Source organism: Streptomyces sp. NPDC017225, from assembly GCF_044331465.1.
Classification (GTDB): Bacteria; Actinomycetota; Actinomycetes; order Streptomycetales; family Streptomycetaceae; genus Streptomyces.
Genome location: NZ_JBIRNE010000008.1, coordinates 95,345 through 117,053, shown reverse-complemented (window position 1 = coordinate 117,053; position 21,709 = coordinate 95,345). Strand labels below are relative to the sequence as shown.

At 71.7% G+C, this 21,709-nt stretch carries 11 protein-coding genes and 1 pseudogene; 10 read left to right on the top strand and 2 right to left on the bottom strand.

Annotation, left to right across the window (positions count from 1 at the left end; translation table 11 throughout):
- The first annotated feature begins 347 nt into the window (after positions 1-347).
- From ACH4NX_RS19295 to ACH4NX_RS19275, 5 genes and pseudogenes are all read left to right on the top strand, one after another.
- Entirely contained in the window at positions 348-6,710 is a 6,363-nt protein-coding gene (locus ACH4NX_RS19295; RefSeq protein WP_398129307.1) for a protein kinase, read from the top strand.
- 40 nt (positions 6,711-6,750) lie between these two features.
- A pseudogene (locus ACH4NX_RS19290) lies at positions 6,751-8,484 on the top strand (DEAD/DEAH box helicase family protein); the annotation flags it as partial.
- A 1,241-nt stretch (positions 8,485-9,725) separates the two neighbouring features.
- Positions 9,726-12,482, top strand: coding sequence for a DNA methyltransferase (locus tag ACH4NX_RS19285; protein WP_398129308.1), 2,757 nt, complete (start codon positions 9,726-9,728; stop codon positions 12,480-12,482).
- Positions 12,427-13,815 (top strand): hypothetical protein, encoded by a 1,389-nt coding sequence (locus ACH4NX_RS19280; RefSeq protein WP_398129309.1) that lies wholly within the window; start codon positions 12,427-12,429, stop codon positions 13,813-13,815. The genes ACH4NX_RS19285 and ACH4NX_RS19280 overlap by 56 nt, the downstream gene beginning before the upstream one ends.
- Before the next feature lie 73 nt (positions 13,816-13,888).
- Positions 13,889-14,428, top strand: a complete 540-nt coding sequence (locus ACH4NX_RS19275) for a hypothetical protein (RefSeq protein ID WP_398129310.1) — start codon at positions 13,889-13,891, stop codon at positions 14,426-14,428.
- Positions 14,429-14,474: 46 nt separating this feature from the next.
- Here ACH4NX_RS19275 and ACH4NX_RS19270 read toward each other — a convergent pair whose 3' ends face one another.
- The gene (locus ACH4NX_RS19270; protein WP_398129311.1) at positions 14,475-14,666 is read right to left on the bottom strand and encodes a DUF397 domain-containing protein; all 192 of its coding nucleotides are present in this window, start codon (positions 14,664-14,666) and stop codon (positions 14,475-14,477) included.
- Complete coding sequence (locus ACH4NX_RS19265; protein WP_398129312.1) at positions 14,663-15,550, bottom strand: Scr1 family TA system antitoxin-like transcriptional regulator; 888 nt, start codon at positions 15,548-15,550, stop codon at positions 14,663-14,665. Before ACH4NX_RS19265 ends, ACH4NX_RS19270 begins: the two co-directional genes overlap by 4 nt.
- A gap of 157 nt (positions 15,551-15,707) precedes the next feature.
- Between ACH4NX_RS19265 and ACH4NX_RS19260 the strand changes: the two genes are divergently transcribed.
- The 5 genes from ACH4NX_RS19260 (at position 15,708) to ACH4NX_RS19240 (ending at position 21,660) form a co-directional block, all read left to right on the top strand.
- On the top strand, positions 15,708-16,154 hold the full coding sequence (locus tag ACH4NX_RS19260) for an ATP-binding protein (protein ID WP_398129313.1): 447 nt from the start codon (positions 15,708-15,710) through the stop codon (positions 16,152-16,154).
- Positions 16,155-16,432: 278 nt separating this feature from the next.
- Positions 16,433-18,115 (top strand): hypothetical protein, encoded by a 1,683-nt coding sequence (locus tag ACH4NX_RS19255; RefSeq protein WP_398129314.1) that lies wholly within the window; start codon positions 16,433-16,435, stop codon positions 18,113-18,115.
- Entirely contained in the window at positions 18,112-18,423 is a 312-nt protein-coding gene (locus tag ACH4NX_RS19250) for a hypothetical protein (protein WP_398129315.1), read from the top strand. The genes ACH4NX_RS19255 and ACH4NX_RS19250 overlap by 4 nt, the downstream gene beginning before the upstream one ends.
- Positions 18,420-19,052, top strand: a complete 633-nt coding sequence (locus ACH4NX_RS19245; protein ID WP_398129316.1) for a nucleotide exchange factor GrpE — start codon at positions 18,420-18,422, stop codon at positions 19,050-19,052. Before ACH4NX_RS19250 ends, ACH4NX_RS19245 begins: the two co-directional genes overlap by 4 nt.
- Positions 19,053-19,158: 106 nt before the next feature.
- Entirely contained in the window at positions 19,159-21,660 is a 2,502-nt protein-coding gene (locus tag ACH4NX_RS19240; RefSeq protein ID WP_398129317.1) for an Hsp70 family protein, read from the top strand.
- Positions 21,661-21,709 lie beyond the last annotated feature (49 nt).

The following is a 21,709-nucleotide window of genomic DNA, read 5'->3' as shown; positions in this document are numbered from 1 at the left end:
CCCACGGTGACCACGGCTGCTCGGGTTCCGCAGTGCGGAACCCGAGCAGCCGGAGACGTTGTACACAGACCTCGAATCGTTGATCACCGAGCCCTGCGCGACCTCGGGGGCGTCGCGGCCTCCGTCACGATCCGTACAACTCCTCATGAATGCGGCCGTGAACACCCGAAGCCGCTCCGCCATGGCTCTCAAACTCCCCCCGCGAGTCACGGACTCCACGCCGCTTCGAGGGAGCAGCGGAGTGAACACGCCTCACCATGTGCCAACCTGTTGACATTATCAACGCATGATGTGAGCCTCGTCAACCAGTGAAGGTGTACGCTCCTCACGGGATGTACCCACCTTGTATGCGACGGGGAGAGCGGGGAGGGCCAGTGGGCCAGGGGACGGTCGGCGGACGATTCCGGATCACAGGGGTCCTGGGGCGCGGGAACATGGGCGAGGTGCACCGGGCCCAGGACCTTCGGGCAGCTCCCGATTCTCCGCACCAGGAAGTCGCGGTCAAGACCGTGCTGCGGGCCCGGACCGGTGTCGCCGTCGACGCGTCCGGGTCGGGCAAGGAGATGGACCGCTTCCGCCGTGAGGTGCGGATCATGCGCATGCTCTCCCAGGGCCACCCCAACCTGACCCTGCTCATCGACGGTGGTGTGGACGGGGCACCGGAAGGCAGCGGCCTGCCCTACCTGGCCATGGAGCTGCTGGACGGCCATCCCCTCGCGGACCTCATCGACGAGGAGCCGCAGCTGCCCGTCTCCTGGGTGGCGGCCGTCGGTGCGCAGCTCGCCGCCGGTCTCGCCGCCGCGCACACCGCCGGGGTCGTGCACCGCGACCTGAAGCCGGCCAACGCGATGCTGACCCGTGACGGCACCGTCAAGGTCCTCGACTTCGGCATGGGCTCAGTGGTGGACGATCCCGACCAGACGCGGCTGACCAGCACGGGCGTCAGCGTCGGCACGGCCCGGTACATGGCACCCGAGCAGTTCCGTGCCGAGCGGGTCTCCGCGTCGGCCGACCTGTACGCGCTCGGCTGCATCCTGTACGAGCTGCTGATCGGGCGGCCGCCGTTCTCCGCCAGAACGCCCTTCGAGCTCTCCGAGCAGCACCAGCACGAGAAGCCTCCGCGGCTCACCCTGGTACGCCCGGACCTGCCCGCGGAGTTGGTCCGGCTGGTGGAGCGTCTGCTGGAGAAGGACGCCGAACACCGGCCCGACAACGCCGCCCTGGTCCGTGAGGTCCTGCTCCCGCTCGCCCTCGCACCGGACGACACGGCCGCCCTGCTGGCCCCGCACTGGCAGGTGATGGACCCGGTGGCGCGGTTGCGTGCCCTGCTCCCCGAGCCCGCCGCGGCCGCCCCCGCACCCGTGCCGCGTCGGGAGCCGCGCCTGCCCGAGGCCATGGACGTCTTCGGTATCCACGCCGACCTGATCGGCGAGTACAAGGACTTCACCCAGAGCGCGACGGTGATCCGGGACGCCCGGATCGGCAACTTCGTCGAGGAGGACCTGGCGGCGAAGTCGCAGTGGCCCGACCCGTGGCTGTCGCTGAACCCGTTCTTCGCCGACGGCGGCCAGGTCACCGATCTCGTACGGGACGGAGTGCTGCACCCCAGGTGCGCGGAGATCTTCCAGGCCGGCAAGAAGGAGACCTCGCCGCGCCCGGACGGCCGCCCGCTGACCTTCCACCTGCACCAGCGGCAGGCCATCGAGGCCGCGCAGGCGGGCGACTCCTACGTGCTGACCACGGGCACCGGTTCCGGCAAGTCCCTGTCGTACATCGTCCCGATCGTCGACAAGGTGCTGAAGGAACGTCAGGCGGCGGGGCCGGACGCGGGCGGCCGGGTGCGCGCGATCGTCGTCTATCCGATGAACGCGCTGGCCAACTCGCAGCTGGGGGAGCTGGAGAAGTACCTGCGCCACGGGTTCGGCAAGGGCCGCGAGCCGGTCACCTTCGCCCGCTACACCGGCCAGGAGTCCGAGGAGGACCGCCGGAAGCTGCGCAAGGACCCTCCGGACATCCTGCTGACCAACTACGTGATGCTGGAGCTGATGCTGACCCGGCCGGACGACCGGTCCAGCCTGATCCGCATGGCCGAGGGGTTGCAGTTCCTCGTCTTCGACGAGCTGCACACCTACCGGGGCCGGCAGGGCGCGGACGTGGCCTTCCTGATCCGCCGCGTACGTGAGGCCTGCCGCGCGTCCGCGACGCTGCAGTGCGTGGGCACCTCGGCGACCATGTCCACCGAGGGCTCCTGGGAGGACCAGCGGCGCGAGGTCGCCAGGGTCGCGGGCCGGCTGTTCGGTACGACGGTGCTGCCGAAGCGGGTGATCGGCGAGACCCTGGTCCGGGCGACCGGGGAAGCCATCGATTCCGTACCCGCCGAGCGGCTGCGGGTGCCGGCGGCGCCCCGCTCGTACGAGGCTCTGACGAAGGACCCGCTGGCCCGCTGGGTGGAGTCCCGGTTCGGGCTGGAACGCGAGAAGGGCACCGGGCGGTTCCGCCGCTGCGCCCCGGGCACCCTCGAAGACGCGGCGGCCGAGCTGGCCGAACAGTCCGGGGTGTCCGAGGAGAGCGTGCGCGAGGCGATCCGCACCACCCTGGAAGCGGGCGCGCAGGCGAAACACCCGGTGACGGAGAGGCCGTTGTTCGCCTTCCGGCTGCACCAGTTCCTCTCCAAGGGTGACACCGTCTACACGACGCTCGAGGATCCGCTCACCCGGCCGCTCACCCGCACCTACCAGCTGGAACAGCCGGACAGCGACGGCAAGCCGCTGTTCCCTCTGGCGTTCTGCCGTGAGTGCGGCCAGGAGTACCTGACCGTCTGGCGCACCGAGGAAGGCGGCGCGTTCCGGTACGAGCCGCGCCGGGACACCTCCGCCTCCGGTGGCCGCGCGGGCGAGGGCTACCTCTACCTGGGCATGCCCGGGGAGGACTATGAGTGGCCGGCCGATCCGCAGAAGGCCGTGGACGACCGGCGGCTGCCCGAGTCGTGGCTGGAGCCGGACGCGCAGGGTGTGACGGTCGTCAGGAAGTCCTACAGGCCGCGCCTGCCCAAGCGCGTCGTCGTGGACCCCCACGGCAACGAGACGGGCGAGGGGCTGGTCGCGGCGTTCGTCCCGGCACCGTTCCTGTTCTGCGTGCACTGCCAGGTCTCCTACGAACAGACCCGCGGCCGGGACTTCGCCAAGCTGGCCACGCTCGACCAGGAGGGGCGTTCCTCGGCGACCTCGTTGATCTCCGCGTCCATCGTGAAGTCCCTGCGCGCGGTGCCCGAGGAGAGCCTCGGCAAAGAGGCCCGCAAGCTCCTCACCTTCGTCGACAACCGTCAGGACGCCTCGCTCCAGGCCGGGCACTTCAACGACTTCGCGCAGGTGACCCAGTTGCGCGGGGCCCTCTACCAGGCCGCGCTGCGCGCCGGTGAGGAGGGGCTGAGCCACGATGACCTCGCCGAGGCCGTCACCGAGGTGATGGGACTGGAGCCCCGCGAGTACGCGGTCGGCACCGACCTGGCCCCGTCGATGGAGCGCCGGGCCACGAAGGCCTTCCGGGACGTCGTGGGGTACCGCCTCTACCGCGACCTGGAGCGCGGCTGGCGCATCACGATGCCCAACCTGGAGCAGACGGGGCTGCTGCGCATCGACTACGAGGACCTGGGCTGGATCGCCGCCCGTCCCGAACGCTGGCAGTCGGCGCACGCCGCGCTGCGCGACGCCGATCCCGCGCTGCGCGAGGAGGTGGCCCGGACGCTGCTCGACTTCATGCGGCGCGCCCTCGCCATCGACGTGCAGTACTTCCGCGACGACTTCGACGCCTTGCAGCGGGCGAGTGAGGAGCGCCTGACCGGGCCGTGGGTGCTCGGCGAGAGCGACCGGCCTGCGGTCGGCACCGCCTACCCGTACGGCTCACGGCCGGGGATGGAGCGGACCGCGCAGTTCCTGTCGGCCCGCGGCAAGTTCGGCAAGTACCTTCGGCGCAACGTGCCCGAGCTGCGCGACCTCCCCCTGGACGACGTGCAGAAGGTCATCGAGGACCTGCTGAAGGTGCTGCGCGACGCGGACCTCGTGCGCGAGGTGGACGCGACTCCCGAGCAGTCCGGTCCGGCCTACCGCCGCCGCGCGGCCCAGAAGCGCACCGGCTACCGGGTGTCGGCCGCCGCGCTGATCTGGCGGGCAGGGAACGGCGAGCGGGGCGCGGTCGATCCCCTGGCACGCACCTACACCAGCGGCGAGGGCCCTCGCGTCAACCCGTTCTTCCGCGACCTGTACCGGACCGCGGCGGCCGAGCTGGCCGGCCTGTTCGCCCGGGAGCACACCGCGCAGGTCACTCCGGAGGACCGCCTGGAGCGCGAGCGGTTGTTCCGGGACGCCGCACTGCCCCTGCTGTACTGCTCCCCGACGATGGAGCTGGGCGTGGACATCTCCTCGCTCAACGCGGTGCTGATGCGCAACGTGCCGCCGACCCCGGCGAACTACGCGCAGCGCTCGGGCCGGGCGGGCCGTTCCGGTCAGCCCGCGCTGGTGACGACGTACTGCGCGACGGGAAACAGCCACGACCAGTACTACTTCCGCAAGTCCCAGGACATGGTGTCGGGGCAGGTGGCACCGCCGCGCCTGGACCTGGCCAACGAGGATCTCGTCCGCTCCCACCTCCAGGGCATCTGGCTGGCGGAGACCGGGATGAAGCTCGGCGTCGCGATCCCCGAGGTCGTCGACGTCGCCTACGACCCGGACGGCGAGGACCGTCCCGATCCCCAGATGGCGCTGCCGCTGCGTACCGACGTCCTCAGCCGGTCGCTGGACGAGGACGCCCGCCGCCACGCGGCCGCCACCGCCCGTACCGTCCTCGCGCCGCTGATCGCGGACTTCGAGGCGACCACCTGGTGGTACGACGAGTGGATCGAGGACCGGATCGAGCGGGCGCCGCGGGAGTTCGACGCCGCCTTCGACCGATGGCGCCAGCTGTTCCGGGCCGCCGTCATCGACCAGTACGAGCAGAACAAGCGCGTCGTCGACCACACCCTCTCCCCGGGTGAGCAGAGCCGGGCCCGCTCCCGCCGCCGGGAGGCCGAGACGCAGACGAACCTGCTCCTGAACCGCTCCACCGACAGCAAGTCGGTGATGAGCGACTTCAATCCGTACCGCTACCTGGCGTCCGAGGGGTTCCTGCCCGGCTACAGCTTCCCGCGGCTGCCGCTGGCCGCGTACATCCCGCGTTCCGGCAACCGCCGCAACGCCGACGGCGACTACCTCCAGCGCCCCCGGTTCCTCGCGATCCGGGAGTTCGGTCCCGGCGCGCTCATCTACCACGAGGGCGCCCGCTACCAGGTCACCCGGGTGCAGCTGCCGCCGGACGCCTCGGGTGAGCTGGCCACGGCGGAGGCCAGGCGCTGCGACGGCTGCGGCTACCACTACGCCGTCAAGCCCGGCTCCGACAAGTGCACGATGTGCGGGGAGGAGCTGCACGGCAAGCGCACCGGCCTGCTCCACCTGCACACCGTGTACACGACGCCGCGCGAGCGGATCTCCTCCGACGAGGAGGAGCGCCGCCGGGCCGGTTTCCGCCTGGAGACGTCGTACGCGTTCCAGGACCACGGTGTCCGCAAGGGGCGCCTCACCTCGCACGTCACCGACGCCGACGGGGCGCCGGTCCTCACGCTGGACTACGGCGACTCGGCGACCGTCCGGATCACCAACCTCGGCCGCGTCCGTGCCAAGGAGGGCGAGCCGGACGGCTACTGGCTGGACCTCGGCGACGGCCGCTGGCTCAACGACCGGGCCGCCGCGGACGCCATCGAGGGCACCGGCATGCCGGTGGTCGACGAGGACGGCAACGAGAAGCGCCGCAAGAAGCGGGTGCTGCCCTTCGTCGAGGACCGCCGCAACATCCTGGTGGTCACCCTCGACGAACCGCTGCCCGAGCCGGTGGCCCTGTCCTTCCTGTACGCGCTGGAGCGGGGCATCGAGGCGGCGTTCGAGCTGGAGGACTCCGAGCTGACCGCGGAGCTGCTGCCGCCGGACGAGGGTCCGCGCCGCCGCATGCTGTTCACGGAGGCCGCCGAGGGTGGCGCCGGTGTGCTGCGCCGGATCCAGCACGACAAGGACGCCCTCGCCCAGGCCGCCCGGGCCGCGCTGGAGATCTGCCACTTCGACCCGGACACCGGCAAGGACGAGGGTGGCCCCACGGAGGGCGAGAAGTGCGCCCGCGGCTGCTACGCCTGTCTGCTGACCTACGCCAACCAGACGCACCACCGCCTGCTGAGCCGGCACGCGGCCCACCCGCCGCTGGAGCGCCTCGCCCGCGCCCGGACCCGGCGGGAGGACCGCGGCGAGTCCCGCAGCGAGCAGTTCCGCAGGCTGGCCCCGTCGAGCGCACCGGCCCCGAGCACTCCCCCGACCGTACTGGAGACGGACCTCGCGGCCCTCGTCGCGCGGGGCGACCTGCTGGGCTGGCTGAGGGCGAAGGGCTACCGCCTGCCGGACGAGGCCGGCGTGCTCGTCCCCGAGGCCGGGGCCTGCCCCGACCTCCTCTTCCGCCTGGACGGCGCCGACCTCGCCGTGTTCGTCGACGTCCCCGGCCATGCGGCCGACTCGACCCGCGACGTCGAGGCCGGCTACCGCCTGGAGGAGGCCGGCTGGGACGTCCTGCGCTTCCCGGCGGACGCGGACTGGGACGCCATCGTCGACCACAACGCCTCCTACTTCCGGCTCCGTTGACCGCCTCGCCTCTTTCGACCCCTAGGAACTGAGACATCCCATGAGCCTCACGTACACGGCCGGCTCGCTGGTCGCCGCCCGCGGCCGGGAATGGGTGGTGCTGCCCGAGAGCGCCCCCGACATGCTGGTGCTGCGCCCCCTGGGCGGAAGCGAGGACGACGTCGCGGCGGTCTTCCCCGCGTTCGAGGAGGTGCGTCCGGCCGAGTTCGCGCCGCCGAGCGCGGCCGACCTGGGTGACCAGCGCGCCGCCGGTCTGCTGCGCACCGCGCTGCGCGTCGGGTTCCGTTCGGGCGCCGGCCCGTTCCGCTCGCTGGCGTCGATCGCCGTGGAGCCCCGCGCCTACCAGCTGGTGCCGCTGCTGATGGCGCTGCGGCAGCGCACCGTACGGCTGCTGATCTCGGACGACGTCGGCATCGGCAAGACGGTCGAGGCGGGCCTGATCGCCAAGGAGCTGCTCGCGCAGGGCGAGGCGACCCGGCTGGCCGTGCTGTGCTCCCCGGCGCTGGCCGAGCAGTGGCAGGGCGAGCTGCGGGAGAAGTTCGGCATCGACGCCGAACTGGTGCTGGCCTCCACGGTGTCGCGTCTGGAGCGCGGTCTGGAGCTGGGCCAGTCCCTGTTCGACAGGCACCCGTTCACGATCATCTCGACGGACTTCATCAAGTCGACCCGGCACCGCGAGGACTTCGTACGGCACTGCCCCGATCTGGTGATCGTCGACGAGGCGCACACCTGCGTGGCCGCCGACGACCCCGCGCAGGGCGGTGCGTCGTCCGCCGCGAACCAGCTCCGGTACGAGCTGCTGCGCCGGGTCTCCGACAAGGCCGACCGGCACCTGCTGCTGCTGACCGCGACCCCGCACTCCGGCAAGGAGTCCGCGTTCCGCAACCTGCTCGGCCTGGTGCGGCCCGAACTGGCCACGCTGGACCTGGAGACCCCGGCGGGGCGGGCGAGGCTCGCCGAGCACTTCGTGGCCCGCAAGCGCGCCGACGTCCGCTCCTACCTCACCAGGGAGGACGGTCTCGCCGACGACTCCCTGGCCGAGCGGACGGCCTTCCCGTCCGACCGCTGGACCAAGGACGAGCCCTACAAGCTTACCCCCGCCTACCGGGCGCTGCTCGACGACGCCATCACCTACGCCCGCGACCGTGTCGAGGCGGCCGGCGAGCAGGGCAGGCGGGAGGCCCGGATCGCCTGGTGGTCGGTGATCGCGCTGCTGCGCTCGATGGTGTCCTCGCCGGCCGCCGCCGCGCAGACCCTGAAGACCCGCTCCGAGTCCGCCGCCGCCCGTACCGCACAGGAGGCGGACGTGCTCGGCGCCCCGGTGGCCGCCGACTCCGCGGACAACGACCGGCTGGAGGGCATGGACGTCGCGCCGGGCGCCGCCGAGACGGAGGACGCGGGGGCACGGCTGCTCGAACTCGCCCAGCGTGCCGAGAAGTTGGTCGGTCCGGCCGAGGACGCGAAGCTGAAGGCGCTGACCCGGCATCTGAAGGGCCTGATCGCCGACGGCTACCACCCGATCGTCTTCTGCCGCTACATCCCCACCGCCGACTACCTCGCCGCACAGCTCGACGGCAAGCTCGGCAAGAAGACAAAGATCGCCGCGGTGACGGGCACCCTCTCTCCGCAGCAGCGCCTGGAGCGCATCGAGCAGCTCGCCACCGAGGCCGCCGAGGCGGGTGACGACCCGGCCGTCCGCCGCGTGCTGATCGCCACCGACTGCCTCTCCGAGGGCGTCAACCTCCAGCACCATTTCGACGCCGTCGTCCACTACGACCTGGCCTGGAACCCGACCCGCCACGACCAGCGCGAGGGCCGCGTCGACCGCTACGGACAGAAGCGCGACCAGGTCCGCGTCATCACCATGTACGGCGAGGACAACGGGATCGACGGCAAGGTCCTGGAGGTGCTGTTCAAGAAGCACCGGCAGATCAAGAAGGACCTCGGTATCTCCGTCTCCGTCCCCGACGAGACGGCGTCCGGGGTCACCGACGCCGTCGTGGAGTGGCTGCTGCTGCACGGCCGGCAGGGCAGCCAGGAGAGCCTGTTCGACCTGGACGGCGGCCAGGAGTCGTTCGCCCGCGTCGAGCGGGAGTGGGCGTCGGCCGCCGAGCGCGAGACGACCTCCCGCTCCAAGTACGCCCAGCGTGCCATCCACCCGGAGGAGGTGGCCCGCGAGGTCGCCGCCGTACGGGCCGCGCTCGGCGGTGCCGACGAGGTCCGCGACTTCGCTCTGGAGGCGCTGCGCGACCTGGACGCGGTGGTCCGTGACCCGCGCGACGGCACCGGCGACTTCACCGCCCAGGTCGGCGGCACCCCGGCCGGCCTGCGGGACGCGCTCGCCGCCACCCTGGGCAACCGGCTCGTCGAGGAGGACCGCGAGATCCCGTTCCGCGCCACTCCGGCGATCGCCCGCGGCGAGGCCGCCCTCGTCCGCACCGACCCGGTGATCGGCGCGGTCGCCTCCTACGTCCTGGACTCGGCGCTGGACGCGAAAGCCCTCGGCCCGCGTCCGGCCCGCCGCTGCGGCGTGGTCACCACGGACGCGGTCACCACCCGCACCACGCTGCTGCTGGTCCGCTACCGCTTCCACCTCACCCTGCCGTCCCGCACCGGCGAACGCCAGGTCGTCGCCGAGGACGCGCGGCTCCTCGCCTACGAGGGTCTGCCGCAGCGTGCCCGCTGGCTGGACGACGACGCGGCCGCCGCCCTCCTCGCGGCCCGCGCCTCCGGCAACACTCACGAGCAGCGGGCCCGCAACCAGATCGCCCGCGACCTGGACGCCCTCCCGGACCTCGCCGACCGCCTCACCGAGTACGGCGTGCGCCTGGCCGCCGAACTCGACGCCTCGCACCGCCGGGTGCGCAAGGCCAACGAGGAGATCGTCCGTGGCCTGAAGGTCGTCCCGCAGGAGCCGGCCGACGTCCTCGGTGTCTACGTGTACGTGCCGCCGCAGTCCGCCGCGTCCGTCTCCCCCGCCGCCCCCGCCTCTACCGCGACCGGAGCCGAAGCCTGATGTCCGCCGCCACCCGCACCTCCCTGGCCTTCACCGCCGTCACCACGGTCGGCGGACTGCTCCCCGCCGACATGCTGCTGCGCGTCGCCGAGGCGCGGAACCTGCCGGGCACCAAACCCGCCGACTACGGCCTGCCCTCCTCCGTGCCCGTGCGCGACGAGGCCGAGCGCGCCTGGGAGTACCTCAAGCCGCTCTGGCGCGAGCTGCGCGCCGCGCTGCCCGCCGACTCCGTCACCGGCGCACCCGCCGCCGACCCCACCGGCCGGGCCGGCACCGACTGGCTCGCCCAGCTCTTCCGCAAGCTGGACTTCGGGGCGCTGACGGAGGTCGGCGCGGCGGGCATCCCGGCCGACTCGGATCCTGAGAAGCGCTTCCCGGTCTCCCACCGCCACGGCCCGGCCCTGGTCCACCTCATCCCCTGGAACCAGGAGCTGGACAAGCGTCCGACGGCGGGCCAGGTCCCGGCGCAGTCGCTGCTCCAGGACTGCCTCAACCGTACCGAGGCCCACCTGTGGGCGGTCCTCACCAACGGCCGCCGCCTGCGCCTGCTGCGCGACTCGTCGTCCTTCGCCACCGCCGCCTACGTCGACTTCGACCTGGAGGCCATGTTCGACGGGGAGCTGTTCAGCGAGTTCGTGCTGCTGTACTGCCTGCTGCACGCGTCCCGCTTCGCGGTGCCGGAGGGGGCGGCGCCCTCGGGGTGCTGGCTGGAGAAGTGGCGCACGGTCGCCATCGAGTCCGGCAGCCGGGCCCTCGACCACTTCCGCGACGGTGTCCAGGAGGCCCTGACCGTCCTCGGTACCGGGTTCCTGAGCCACCCGCACAACCACGAGCTGCGCGAGCGCCTGGACGTCCACGCCTTCCAGACGGCACTGCTCCGGCTCGTCTACCGCATGATCTTCCTCTTTGTCGCCGAGGACCGCGGCGCCCTGCTGGACCCCGCGGCGGACGAGCGGACCCGTGACCGTTTCGCCCGCTACTTCTCCACGGCCCGTCTCCGCCGCCACGCCCTGCGCCGCCTGGGCACCGCCCACGACGACCGCTACCGCGCCCTGGAGCTGCTCATCGAGGCGCTGGGCTCCGAGGAGGGCCGCCCCGAGCTGGGTCTGAAGGGGCTCGGCGGCCTCTTCAACGACACCCCGGACGACCGGCCCCTGCACGGCGTACGGCTGGCGAACCGGCACTTCTTCGAGGCCGTCAAGCACCTGGCTCGCGTGCGCGACGCCGGCTCCTCCCGCTGGCGCCCCGTGGACTACCTGCACATGGGCGCCGAGGAACTCGGCTCGGTCTACGAGGCGCTGCTGGAGCTGGTGCCGAAGCACAGCGCGGCCGACCGCACCTTCGAGCTGGTCGACCGCATCGGCAACGACCGTAAGAAGACCGGTAGTTACTACACTCCCACGGCCCTCACCGAGACGCTGCTCGACTCCACGCTGAACCCGGTGATAGACGACGCCGTCAAGCGTGGGGAGCAGCGGGCGAGCGCCGAGGGGCGTATCGACCCCGCCGACACGATCGTCGAGGAGCTGCTCTCCCTCACGGTCTGCGACCCGGCCTGCGGTTCGGGCCACTTCCTGGTGGCGGCGGCCCGTCGGATCGCCAAGCGGGTGGCGGCGGTGCGCGAGCGCAACCCCGAGCCGACGGCGGACGCGGTGGCGGACGCCCTGCGGGAGGTCGTCGCCCGCTGCCTGTACGGCGTGGACCTCAACCCCATGGCCGTCGAACTGGCCAAGGTGTCCCTGTGGCTGGAGGCGATGAAGGCCGGCCGCCCCCTCGGGTTCCTCGACTCCCACATCAAGCACGGCAACGGCCTGATCGGGGCGACCCCGGCCCTGCTGCGGGACGGCATCCCGGACCGGGCGTTCAAGAAGACGGAGGGCGACGACGACGGCTGGGCGCGGCAGCTGCTGGCCCGCAACACGGAGGAACGCAGGGGCCAGGGCGGCCTGTTCGAGATCGAGACGGAGACGAAGGTCGCCAACGCCTCCTTCGCCCACGGGCTGCGCCGGATCACCGCCGCACCGGACGGCGACCTCGCCGACATCCGCCGCAAGGAGTCCGACTTCCGCACGTGGTCGGGCTCGGCCGAGTACCGGCACGCGACGCACGTGGCCGACGCCTGGTGCGCGGCCTTCGTCTGGCTCAAGCACCAGGACGCCCCGCCCGCCGTCACCCACAAGATGTTCCGGGGGCTGGAGGACCCCGAGGGCAAGGCGGCACCCGACGCGACCCACGCCGAGATCGAGCGCCTGCGGGACCAGTACGCCTTCTTCCACTGGCACCTGCACTTCCCGGAGGTCTTCACGGTCCCGGAGGACGGCGACACGTCGGGGGGTGCGGTCGATCCGGTGACGGGGGGGGGCCGGGGGGTTCTCGTGCGTGGTGGGCAACCCGCCGTGGGACAAGGTCGACTTCGAGGACAAGAAGTACTTCAGCGTCGTCGACCCCGACATCGCGGAGATCGCCGGCGCGGCGCGGCGTACGCGTATCACCGAGTGGGAGCGCGAGCATCCGGAGGCCGGGAGGCGGTACCGGGAGGCGCGGCGCGCGGTCAAGGGGACGTTCCATTTCGCGGGGGACTCGGGGGTGTTCCCGTTGTGTGCGAAGGGGTTGACGGTCAAGGGGGTCAATTCGCTGCAGACGGATACATTGTTCGCCGAGCGGATGTCGAACGTGGTGGCACCGGAGGGACGGTTCGGAGTGCTCCTACCAACGGCGATCGCCACGGGCGCGGGGTCCCAGCATCTGTTCGGTGACTTCACGCGGCGGGGGGTTCTGGCCTCCCTGTACGACTTCGAGAACCGGCGCCCGAAGTCGCCCTTGCTACCCAAGGGCGGCAAGTGGTTCGAGAGCGTGCACTCCAGCTACAAATTCTGCCTGATCTCCCTCACCGGCAGCGATTCCGTTGAATCGGCTACCCGCCTCGGCTTCTTCCTCGGCGACATTTCCGACCTTGACGACCCCGCGCGCGTCTTCACCCTCACGACGGAAGAACTGGCCCTAATCAACCCCAACACTGGCACCCTGCCGATCTTCCGAAGTCGCCGGGATGCCGAGCTCACCGCTTCTATTTACCGCCGCTTCCCGATCTTGCGCGCACACGGCAGCAGTAGCGGCAACCCATGGGGCGTCCGACTCCGGCGAATCTTCGATATGACTGACGATTCCGGCCTATTCTCCACCCAGGAAGAGCTCGAAGCGGAAGAGTGGGAGTCTGATGGATCTGCATACACCAGTAACACGCTAAAAATGCTACCGCTCCATGAAGGACGTATGGGGCACCAGTTCACACACCGTTATGCGGATTCTTCCGGCCTACACACAGCTACACTCGAAGAGCTTCAGGAGCCACACTTCACCCCAACCCCTCAGTATTGGGTGCCCGAGGGGGAGACTGAGAAGCGGCTTTCTCGACACCCCGCCATGTGCCGAACTGCACTGCTTGGCCACAGGCGAGTAACCCGAAATACAGACGAACGCACAGCCATCGCATCTCTGATCCCCTGGGGAGCAACTTCCTACGGATGGATCTTGTCATTCGGCCCGGATGGCAAGCGCCTGACACAACTGCTGACCACCTTTAACTCATTCATTTATGATTACACTTTGCGCAATAACCTCACTCAGCCCAGCCTCCCACAGAGCACAACGGAGCAAATCCCGACACCAACACCGGCAGACCTCGAACCTTATGAAGCGTTCATCATTCGCCGAGCACTAGAGCTCACTTACACGGCTCACGACATGAGGGATTTCGCTCGGGACCTGGGCGACGAAGGCTCTCCCTTCCGCTGGGATTCCGAACGGCGTAAGCGAATCCGCGCCGAGCTCGATGCTCTCTTCTTCCACCTCTATGGCATCAAGCGCGAAGATGTGTCGTACGTCCTCGACACCTTCCCGATCGTCAAGCGCAAGGACGAGGAGAAGTACGGCGAATACCGCACCAAGCACCTGATCCTCGCCGAGTACGACCGCATGGCCACCGCCGGCCTCACCCTGGAGACCCCGCTCGACGAGGAGAAGCCAGGCCCCGGTGCCTACCGTTCCCTCCTCACCCCGCCCCCCGGCCAGGGGCCCCGTCACGGCTGACCCAGCCCACCCGGGTGGCCGTAACCGACGGCCACCCGGTCAAGCTGCTCTCACCCCAAGGAACAAGCACCACGTGGTACGTCGAAGCCAGACCAGCAACCCCCGTTCGACCGTCGTCCTGACCTCGGGAACCGACTGGGGCACCCGGGCCGCCGTGCAGCGGCGGAGCAGCGGCGCGGAGTCCCCCATACCCCGGCGGCAACCCGCGAAGATCAAGGCGCTGCGGCAGACCATCGGGGTGGCGCGCGCGGCGATCAACACCAGGCACTGGCACCAGGCGCGTTACGCACTCAGCCGGGCCCGGGCACTCGTCAACGCCCTGCCCGCCGACCAGACCACCCAGCAACGCGAAGAGCTCGCGCTGCTCCGCAAGAAGTTCGCGGCACGTAACACTCCGGCCGCCACGGCCGCCAGACAGGCCAAGAGTCCGAAGCCCGCCACGACCGCACCTGCGGGTGGAAAGAAGAAGCCCGCCGCCAAGAAGCCCAAGGCGACCGGCACCGCCCAGAAGCCGAAGCCCGCGCCCGTGCGCGACCTCGGTGACCGCCTCATCAACCGCGCGGCCCTCGGCTACGACTCTAGGTCCGCTACCACGGGCCCTCGGGCTCTGTGACGGCGTGCTGTCCGCCACGCCGGCGGGCAGCACGCCCTCAAGTTACTCAGCGCTCCGACGCGAACCGCACGAACGTCCGCCAGCCGTCACGGCCGACCGCGAAGGCCGGACGGACCACGTCTTTGGAGTCCCGCACGTGGACGGCCTGTTCGGCGATCGCGATCTCCACACAACTGTCGCCCTGAGTACCGCTGTAGCTGGACTTGAACCAGGCGAGTTCCGACTTACTGCTACTCATAGCTCTCCTCGCAGTCGCTCCAGCAGGTCCCGTGATTCTCTGGGGTTCAGGGCCTGCGAGCGCAGTGTGTCATAGCGCCGGCAGAGCAAGCTCACCTCTTTCGCGTCGGAGATCAGCCGTCCGTTCTGCTGCCCCTCGGAGTACCCGAGTCGCCGCCCCTCCAATGTTTCCACCATCTGGACAGGCCCGTCCAAGCACCCATGGAACTCCAATTCCAGCGGCACCACTTGCAGCGTCACGTTGCGCGGCGCCGTGAGCTCAAGCACGTGGTCCAGCATGCTCGCCTGCACCTGCGCACCGCCCAGCCCGCGCCGGAACACCGATTCCTCCACGATGAAGCCGAAGGGAACGGTCGGCTGCTCCCGCATTATCGTCTGCCGCTCCATTCGAGCAGCGACCTGTGCTTCCGCCTGCTCATCGGTCAGCAACGGGATGCTGTTGTCGAACACCGCCCGCGCATAAGCCTCCGACTGCAACAACCCCGGCACCAGCCGGCACTCGTACGTGCACAGGCTCACCGCCTCCCGCTCCAGCCGTGCCCACCGCCGGAACCACGCGGCCAGTCCTGCCTCGCCCCGCGTGAGATGCCGCGCCGCCTTCCGCAGCGCGCCCGTGTTGCCCAGCGCCTCCTCCGCCCGCTCCACGAACGCCTCGTCCGGCATCCGACGGCCCAACTCCACCGACTCCACGGTGTGCTTGGAGTACTGGACGGCGGCGGCCAGGTCGGCCCGGCTGAGTCCCGCGTGTTCGCGCAACGCCTGGACGAACGCCCCGAACGTACGCAGACTGTCCGAAGGGTGGGGTTCCCGCTCCCCGTCCCCCTCCCCCACCAGAGCCGTACGGGCGCCGACGCCCGCCGTCGCCTCCCCTTCGACGATGTCCATCCGCCGCCCCTCTCTCCAGCCCTCGCGGGCCACCACAGGTTCACCACACAGCGTGACCGCTGGACCTGCGTACCGTCCACTCCACGTGTCCGTACGCTGACTCAGCGTACGGGGTGCGGTGCTCCGACCGGCCGCGCTCGCAGGCCACGCTGGCGCCATGAACGAACCCGCTCCCCCACTCACCGCCTCCCACCTCGCTTTCACACAGCTGTTCTCCTCCACCCGGCGCGGAGCCCGGCTCGCCCGGCTGCTCACCGTGAGCCAACTGCGTGTGTGGTCCGCTCCGCAGGACCTCACGGAGCGTGTCGAGATCGTCGTCGCGGAGCTCACGGCGAACGCCGTCCTCCACGGCCACGTGCCCGGTCGCAGCTTCCGTCTGACCCTCGCGTTCGACGCTCCCGCCTGCCGCCTCCGGGTCGACGTCACGGACGCGCGCGGGGACAGGTGGCCACTGGTCGGTCCGGCGGTCGCCACACCTGACGTTCTGCTCCACACCGGCGGACGCGGCCTCGCGCTCGTCGACGCGCTCGCCGACCGCTGGGAGACGCTTCCCTTCCCGCCCAGCGGCAAGACCGTGCGGGCCGAACTGACGGGTCCGGCCTGAAGCGAGGCCCCCGCCACAAATCAGCCACCTCTCACGCGGAAGCGCGTTGACGTTGCCAACAGGCCCTCCTACGGTGATCCTTGCGCAAGGCGGGGGACCAAGGGAGACGTCGGATCGTGCGGGTGGGGGACACGGGGGGACCAGACCGGACGGCCTCGGCGCGCGATCTGCTGGACGCGGCCGAACGCGCGTTTCTCCGAGCGGAGTTTCACGTCACGCACCCGGTTCTACGTCGGCTCCAAGCCGAATTCGGCGCGCCGGAAGCCTCCGACGACGCGGTGCGGTACGACGCGCTCTGGGCCGCGTTGGCCGCTCGGGCCGGCAACTGGCCGGAGGCGGTCCGGCGATGCCCCGACACCGACGACCTGGTGATGGCGGAGACGGGGATCGTCCACGCCCTCGCGGTGCACGCTCTCCGCAGGCTGAGCGCGCAGGGGCGGTCTGCCGACGCCGGCACCGCGGCGCTCGCCATCGTGCTGTGGGCGTACCTCCTGGACGAGGACGACACCGGCGACTTCCGCGGTCTGCTCACCGGACGGCGCGGCACCCCCGTGTCCGACAAGGACTGGGACGAGGCCCGCGAGCACCTGCGCGGACGAGTGGCCGATCTGCTGCACGCCCTGGACGTCCGGGCGGGCCGGGACGCACTCGGTACCTGGCGGACGGCCTGGGAGGTGGAGTGCCTCTTTCCCCTCGTCGTCCCTGCCGAGGCCGGGCCGGACGGCCTGATTCCGCTGAAGGACGCCGCCCGGCATCTCATCCGGAACGGTCGCCGGGTCGAACTCCTCGACGCCTACACCGCGCGCCATCCCGACCCCGCTGCCTGGACCGAGGACGCGCCCGACCACCGGGCCTGCGCGGGGCCGGTTGCCGAGGCTGTGGCGGAACGCGGCCGGGACCGGGTGAAGGCTAAAGAGTGGAGCGAGGCGCTCGCGGACTTCAGTACGGCGGCCCGCCTGGGGCGCGCACCGGGAGCCAGGGAAACCGCGGCCGTCCTCGACGCGGCGAAGAACGTCGGTCGCGGTCGCACCGGACGCGACTATTCTCCCATCACACGCATCCAGGGCCTCGAAATCGCCCACGCGCTCCTGCCGCAGGACGCCTCCGTGGCCGCCGAGCTGACCGCCGAGCTGGTGCGGCAGGGCCTGCAGGTGCTCCGGAGCGACCCCGAGCAGAGCCGGAAGCGCTACGCCCGCGCGCTCGTCATCACCCCTGGGGACCGGGGTGCCAGGTCGGGGCTCGACGACCATCTGAAGGAGGACCTGCGCCGGTCGCTCGACGGTGCGCCGGGCGGAGGCCGGCTGCGGGTCGGTGAGGTGAGGGGTCTGCTCGGTCGCGACCCGGAGTGCGACTCGGCCCGGCGGTGGCTCCGGGGGCACCATGCGGAGCAGGCCGTCGCGGAGGCCTCCCGGGGACGGCTCACCCCGGCACGGGCCGCCGTACGGGAGGTGCTCGAGTACGACGGTGCGGGCGGTGAGGGTTACGAGGACGTACTCCTCGATCAAGTACTCGTCAATCTCCTGGTTGTCGCGGCCGGGCGCACCGACACGGAGGACGAGCGTGCCGCCCTGGAGCGCCGCGTCGAGTTGCTGTGTGTCGCCGACGGCCTCACGGTCCCCGCCGCCCACGGCGACAACATCAGGGAGGCGCTCGACGCGGCACTCCTGCACCTCGCGGAGCACCTGGAGGCCACCGCGACCCCGTCCGACGTCATCGAACTGTTCCTCCAGGACCGGATGCGGACCGGTGTCAGCGCGCGGTTCGACCAGACCGTGGAGACCGCCTACCTGAACCGGGCACGGGCCCGTGAGCGGGCCGGCGATCCGGGCGGGGCGCGGCGCGACCGCGCGTGTGCGGCACGGATCGGTGCCGGGCTTCCCGAGCAGGGCCTGCTCTTCGGACCCAACCCCCGACCCCGCGGAGCGCACCACGACGACACCGGGCAGGAGGCCCTCTTTTGACCGCCGACGAAACCGCCCCGGGCAGTCCGGACGGTGAGGATCCCTCACTCCCTCCGATCCCCTGGCTCGGCCCCACGCTTCACGAACTCGTGCCCGGCATCCCGCCCGGCACCCGCCCGCTCCCCCTGCGCAGACTGGCGGCGAAGGCGCTCGGCGAGGCCCGACAGGACCCGGACCGGCACCAGCTTCTCCGCCGTGCCGACCGGGCCTGCAGCAGCCCCGTCACCACCCTGGTCGCAGAAATGCTCACCCCGCCCCTGCCACCGCGCGAGACCGAGACCGCGCCCGCCACCGAGGAGCATCCGTGACCGACCCCGCCCCGGCCACCGCCGCCGGTCCGCCGTCCGAACTGGACAAGCTGCGACACCGGGTCGAGGCGCTGTCCGGCAAACGGGACGAGGCGGAGGCCCGGTTGCGCGCCCTGCTGGACGCCCTGCTGCCGCTGGACGACCTGCTCGCCGACACCCGTCGCCGGGCAGGCGCCCTCCAAGCGGCCCGGTCCGCGCGCGAGACGGCGTCGGCCGCCATCGCGCTGGGCGAGCAGGTCGCCGCGGCGCACCGGATGCTGCGCGGTGAGTTCGCCCGGCACGACGTCGCCCCGATGGACGTCGTGGGCAGAGCGGCCGACCCGGCCGCCATGCGTGTCGTCGGTACCGAGCCCCATCCGACCCGGCCGCACGGCACGGTGCTGAGGGAGCGGGTCACCGGCTTCCGCATGGGCACCGCCACTCTGAGGCCCGCGCAGGTGGTCATCGCGGTGCCCGGCCCCGCCCCCGAGCCCGAGACGCCGGAGGAGGCCGACGCGGACGCCGCCGCTCCCGGGACGCCCCCGGCCGGAGGCACACGGTCACAGCCCCGGCGCACCACCCGCTCCCAACGGAGCCTGCCGCGCAAGCCCTCGGCCGGGCGCAGGCGTCGTTCCGGCCGACGCGGCTGAGCCGACGGCCGCAGCGACGCCTGCGCCCGCCGGTGCCGGTATCGCCCGGTGCCCGCACCGCACCTCCCGTCCACACCACTCCGCGACGACCAGGAAGCACTCCTCCATGCACCGGACCCTCGGCATCGACCTCGGTACGACCAACTCCGTCACGGCGTGGCTGCACGGCGGTGTGCCCGCCGTCCTGCCCAACCGGCACGGCGAACAGGCCACCCCGTCGGCTGTCGGGGTCGACGCGAGCGGCATCCTGCTGGTCGGCCAGGAGGCCCTCAACTGGCGTGGCGGAGACCCTCGTTCGGTGATCACCGAGGTCAAGCGGCTGATCGGGCGGCGCTGGGACGACGCCCTGGTGCAGGAGGTGCTCGACACGCGGCCCGACGACGCGCCGCCCGTCCGGGCCGCCGCCGACGGCTCGGTGGAGATCCGGCTGGGCGAGCACTACCTCTCCCCCGTGCAGGTCTCCGCCGTACTGCTCCGACGGCTCAAGAGGGACGCCGAGGACGCCGCGGGCGTGCCGTTCCGGCGTGCGGTGATCACCGTGCCCGCGTACTTCGCCGAGCCGCAGTTCGCCGCCGTGCGCGAGGCGGGACGGCTGGCCGGTCTGCACGTGGCGCGGACCGTGGAGGAGCCGACCGCCGCCGCGCACGCCTTCGGGGTCGGACCGGGCGGTGACGTGGCCGAGCCCAGCAGCATGCTCGTCTTCGACCTGGGCGGCGGCACCTTCGACGTGTCGATGCTGACCCTGGGCCCCGGCTACTTCTCGGTGAGCAAGCTGGGCGGTGACAACCTCCTCGGCGGCGCCGACTTCGACGCGCTGCTCGACGGCCACCTTCGCCGGCGGCTCGGCGGACGCGACCACAGCGGCGAGACCGACGCCTTCCGCATCCGGGCGGCCGCCGAGCGCGCGAAGGTCGAACTGTCCACGCGGGACGCCTCCGACGTGACTCTCGCCCCGCTCGGGCGTGAGGGCGGTTCCTGGTCGGGGACGGTGCGGCGCGCCGACTTCGAGGAACTCCTCACCGACCACCTGCGCAGGATGCGGGAGAAGGTCGAAGCGGTGCTGACGGAGAGCGGCGCCCTGCCCGAGGACGTCCAGCGGGTCCTCCTGGTCGGCGGCTCCACCCGCGTCCCGGCCGTCCGGCGCGGCCTCCAGGGCCTGTTCGGCGAGGACAAGGTGTCGGACGCGGTGGACCCCATGCTGGCCGTCGCGCACGGCGCCGCCGTGGAGGCCGGCCTGCTGGACACGCTGGACTGCCCCGCCGAGACCTGCACCATCGAGGGGATCCCCGTCGCCGAGGACGCCTGCCCGGGCTGCGGCACCCCGCTCGTCGGACGGGCCACGGTGGACTGCCCCGGCTGTCACGTCCCCGCGCCCGAGCTGACCGCCGCCTGCCCGGTGTGCGCGACGGACCTGTCCGGACTACGGGCCGCCGCCGCGACGGTCACCCGCACGGAGTGTCCGGAATGCGGCCGTGACGACAACCCCGCCACCGCCACCGCCTGCCTCGACTGCGACGCACCGATGGACCCGGGCGGCCTGAAGTGCCCGGGCTGCGGGATGGTCAACGGCCCCGGTCTCACCGCCTGCTCGTTCTGCGGCGGCGACTTCGGCACCGCTCCTCCCCAGCAGGTGACGGCGCAGCACATCGGACTCGAACTCAAGGACGGCACCCTCGAAGTCCTCTTCCCCGCCGGGACCCCTTACCCGACCGAATGGCACCGGGTGGACGACCTCGCGGTACGCAGGAACCGCGACGAGGCGGTGCTGTTCCGTGTCTGGGAGGGGCCGCACCTGGGCTCCGCGGAGCGCAACGAGTTCTGCGGCGCCCACACCGGCCAGGGCGTCGAGAAGACCCGCGGCGACGTTCCGATCGCCCTCCAGGTACGGCTCGACCCCGACCGGACCGTCGACCTGCGGTACCGGATCGCCTCCGGCCCGGAGCGGGGCGCCCGGCTCCTGCGCAGTACCGTCTCGCCCACCGTCGGACGGAAGGCAGCCGAACTCCACGCCTTGTGCACCGGCTTCCTGACCGACTACCGACGGGAGCTGACCCCCGCCGAACACGACACGCTGACCGAGCTGGAGACGGACCTGGCGGCGCTCGCCAGGGGGGCGGCCGTGGGCCGTTCCCTGGACGGACTGCTGGACTCCGCCCGCGACACCCTCGGCCTGTGCAAGCGTGCGCGAGCTGTCTACGCCCAGGCCGTCCTCGCCTCCCGGAACGGGCGCGGGCTGCTGCCGCCGCCGGTCCGGGCGGAGCTGCGGACCGCGGCGGACGCGGTCATGGACGCGCGACGGGCCATGCGCGTCGACGCGCTGCGGAGCGCCACGGAGCGGGCCGAGGACCTGTGGACCGGGCTCGACCCGGCGGTCCGCACGGCGGTCATCACGGTCGCCCTCGCGGAACAGGACTCCTACCCGACGACCCTCCGCAAGGAGGTCCTGACCGCTCGCGACGCGCTGCGCGATGCCGTGGACCGCGGCGACCGGGCAGCCCAGGACACCCAGCTCGTGCTCCTCGGGCGCCTCGCCGAAAAGGGCCGTGGCCAGTTCGCGGACGTACGCGTCCCCTCGAGCGCCGCGAGCGTCCTGCCGTCCCGGCGGTGACGGAGCGACGGGCCCGGTGCACACACGGGCGTGTTCACCGGAGGTCGAA

What these genes read in the sequence shown, in the direction of transcription:
- ACH4NX_RS19285 (WP_398129308.1), top strand. Translation starts at nt 9,726, where the DNA reads ATGTCCGCCGCCACCCGCACCTCCCTGGCCTTCACCGCCGTCACCACG.
- ACH4NX_RS19240 (WP_398129317.1), top strand. Translation starts at nt 19,159, where the DNA reads ATGCACCGGACCCTCGGCATCGACCTCGGTACGACCAACTCCGTCACG.
- ACH4NX_RS19295 (WP_398129307.1), top strand. Translation starts at nt 348, where the DNA reads ATGCGACGGGGAGAGCGGGGAGGGCCAGTGGGCCAGGGGACGGTCGGC.
- ACH4NX_RS19260 (WP_398129313.1), top strand. Translation starts at nt 15,708, where the DNA reads ATGAACGAACCCGCTCCCCCACTCACCGCCTCCCACCTCGCTTTCACA.
- ACH4NX_RS19270 (WP_398129311.1), bottom strand. Translation starts at nt 14,666, where the DNA reads ATGAGTAGCAGTAAGTCGGAACTCGCCTGGTTCAAGTCCAGCTACAGC.
- ACH4NX_RS19265 (WP_398129312.1), bottom strand. Translation starts at nt 15,550, where the DNA reads ATGGACATCGTCGAAGGGGAGGCGACGGCGGGCGTCGGCGCCCGTACG.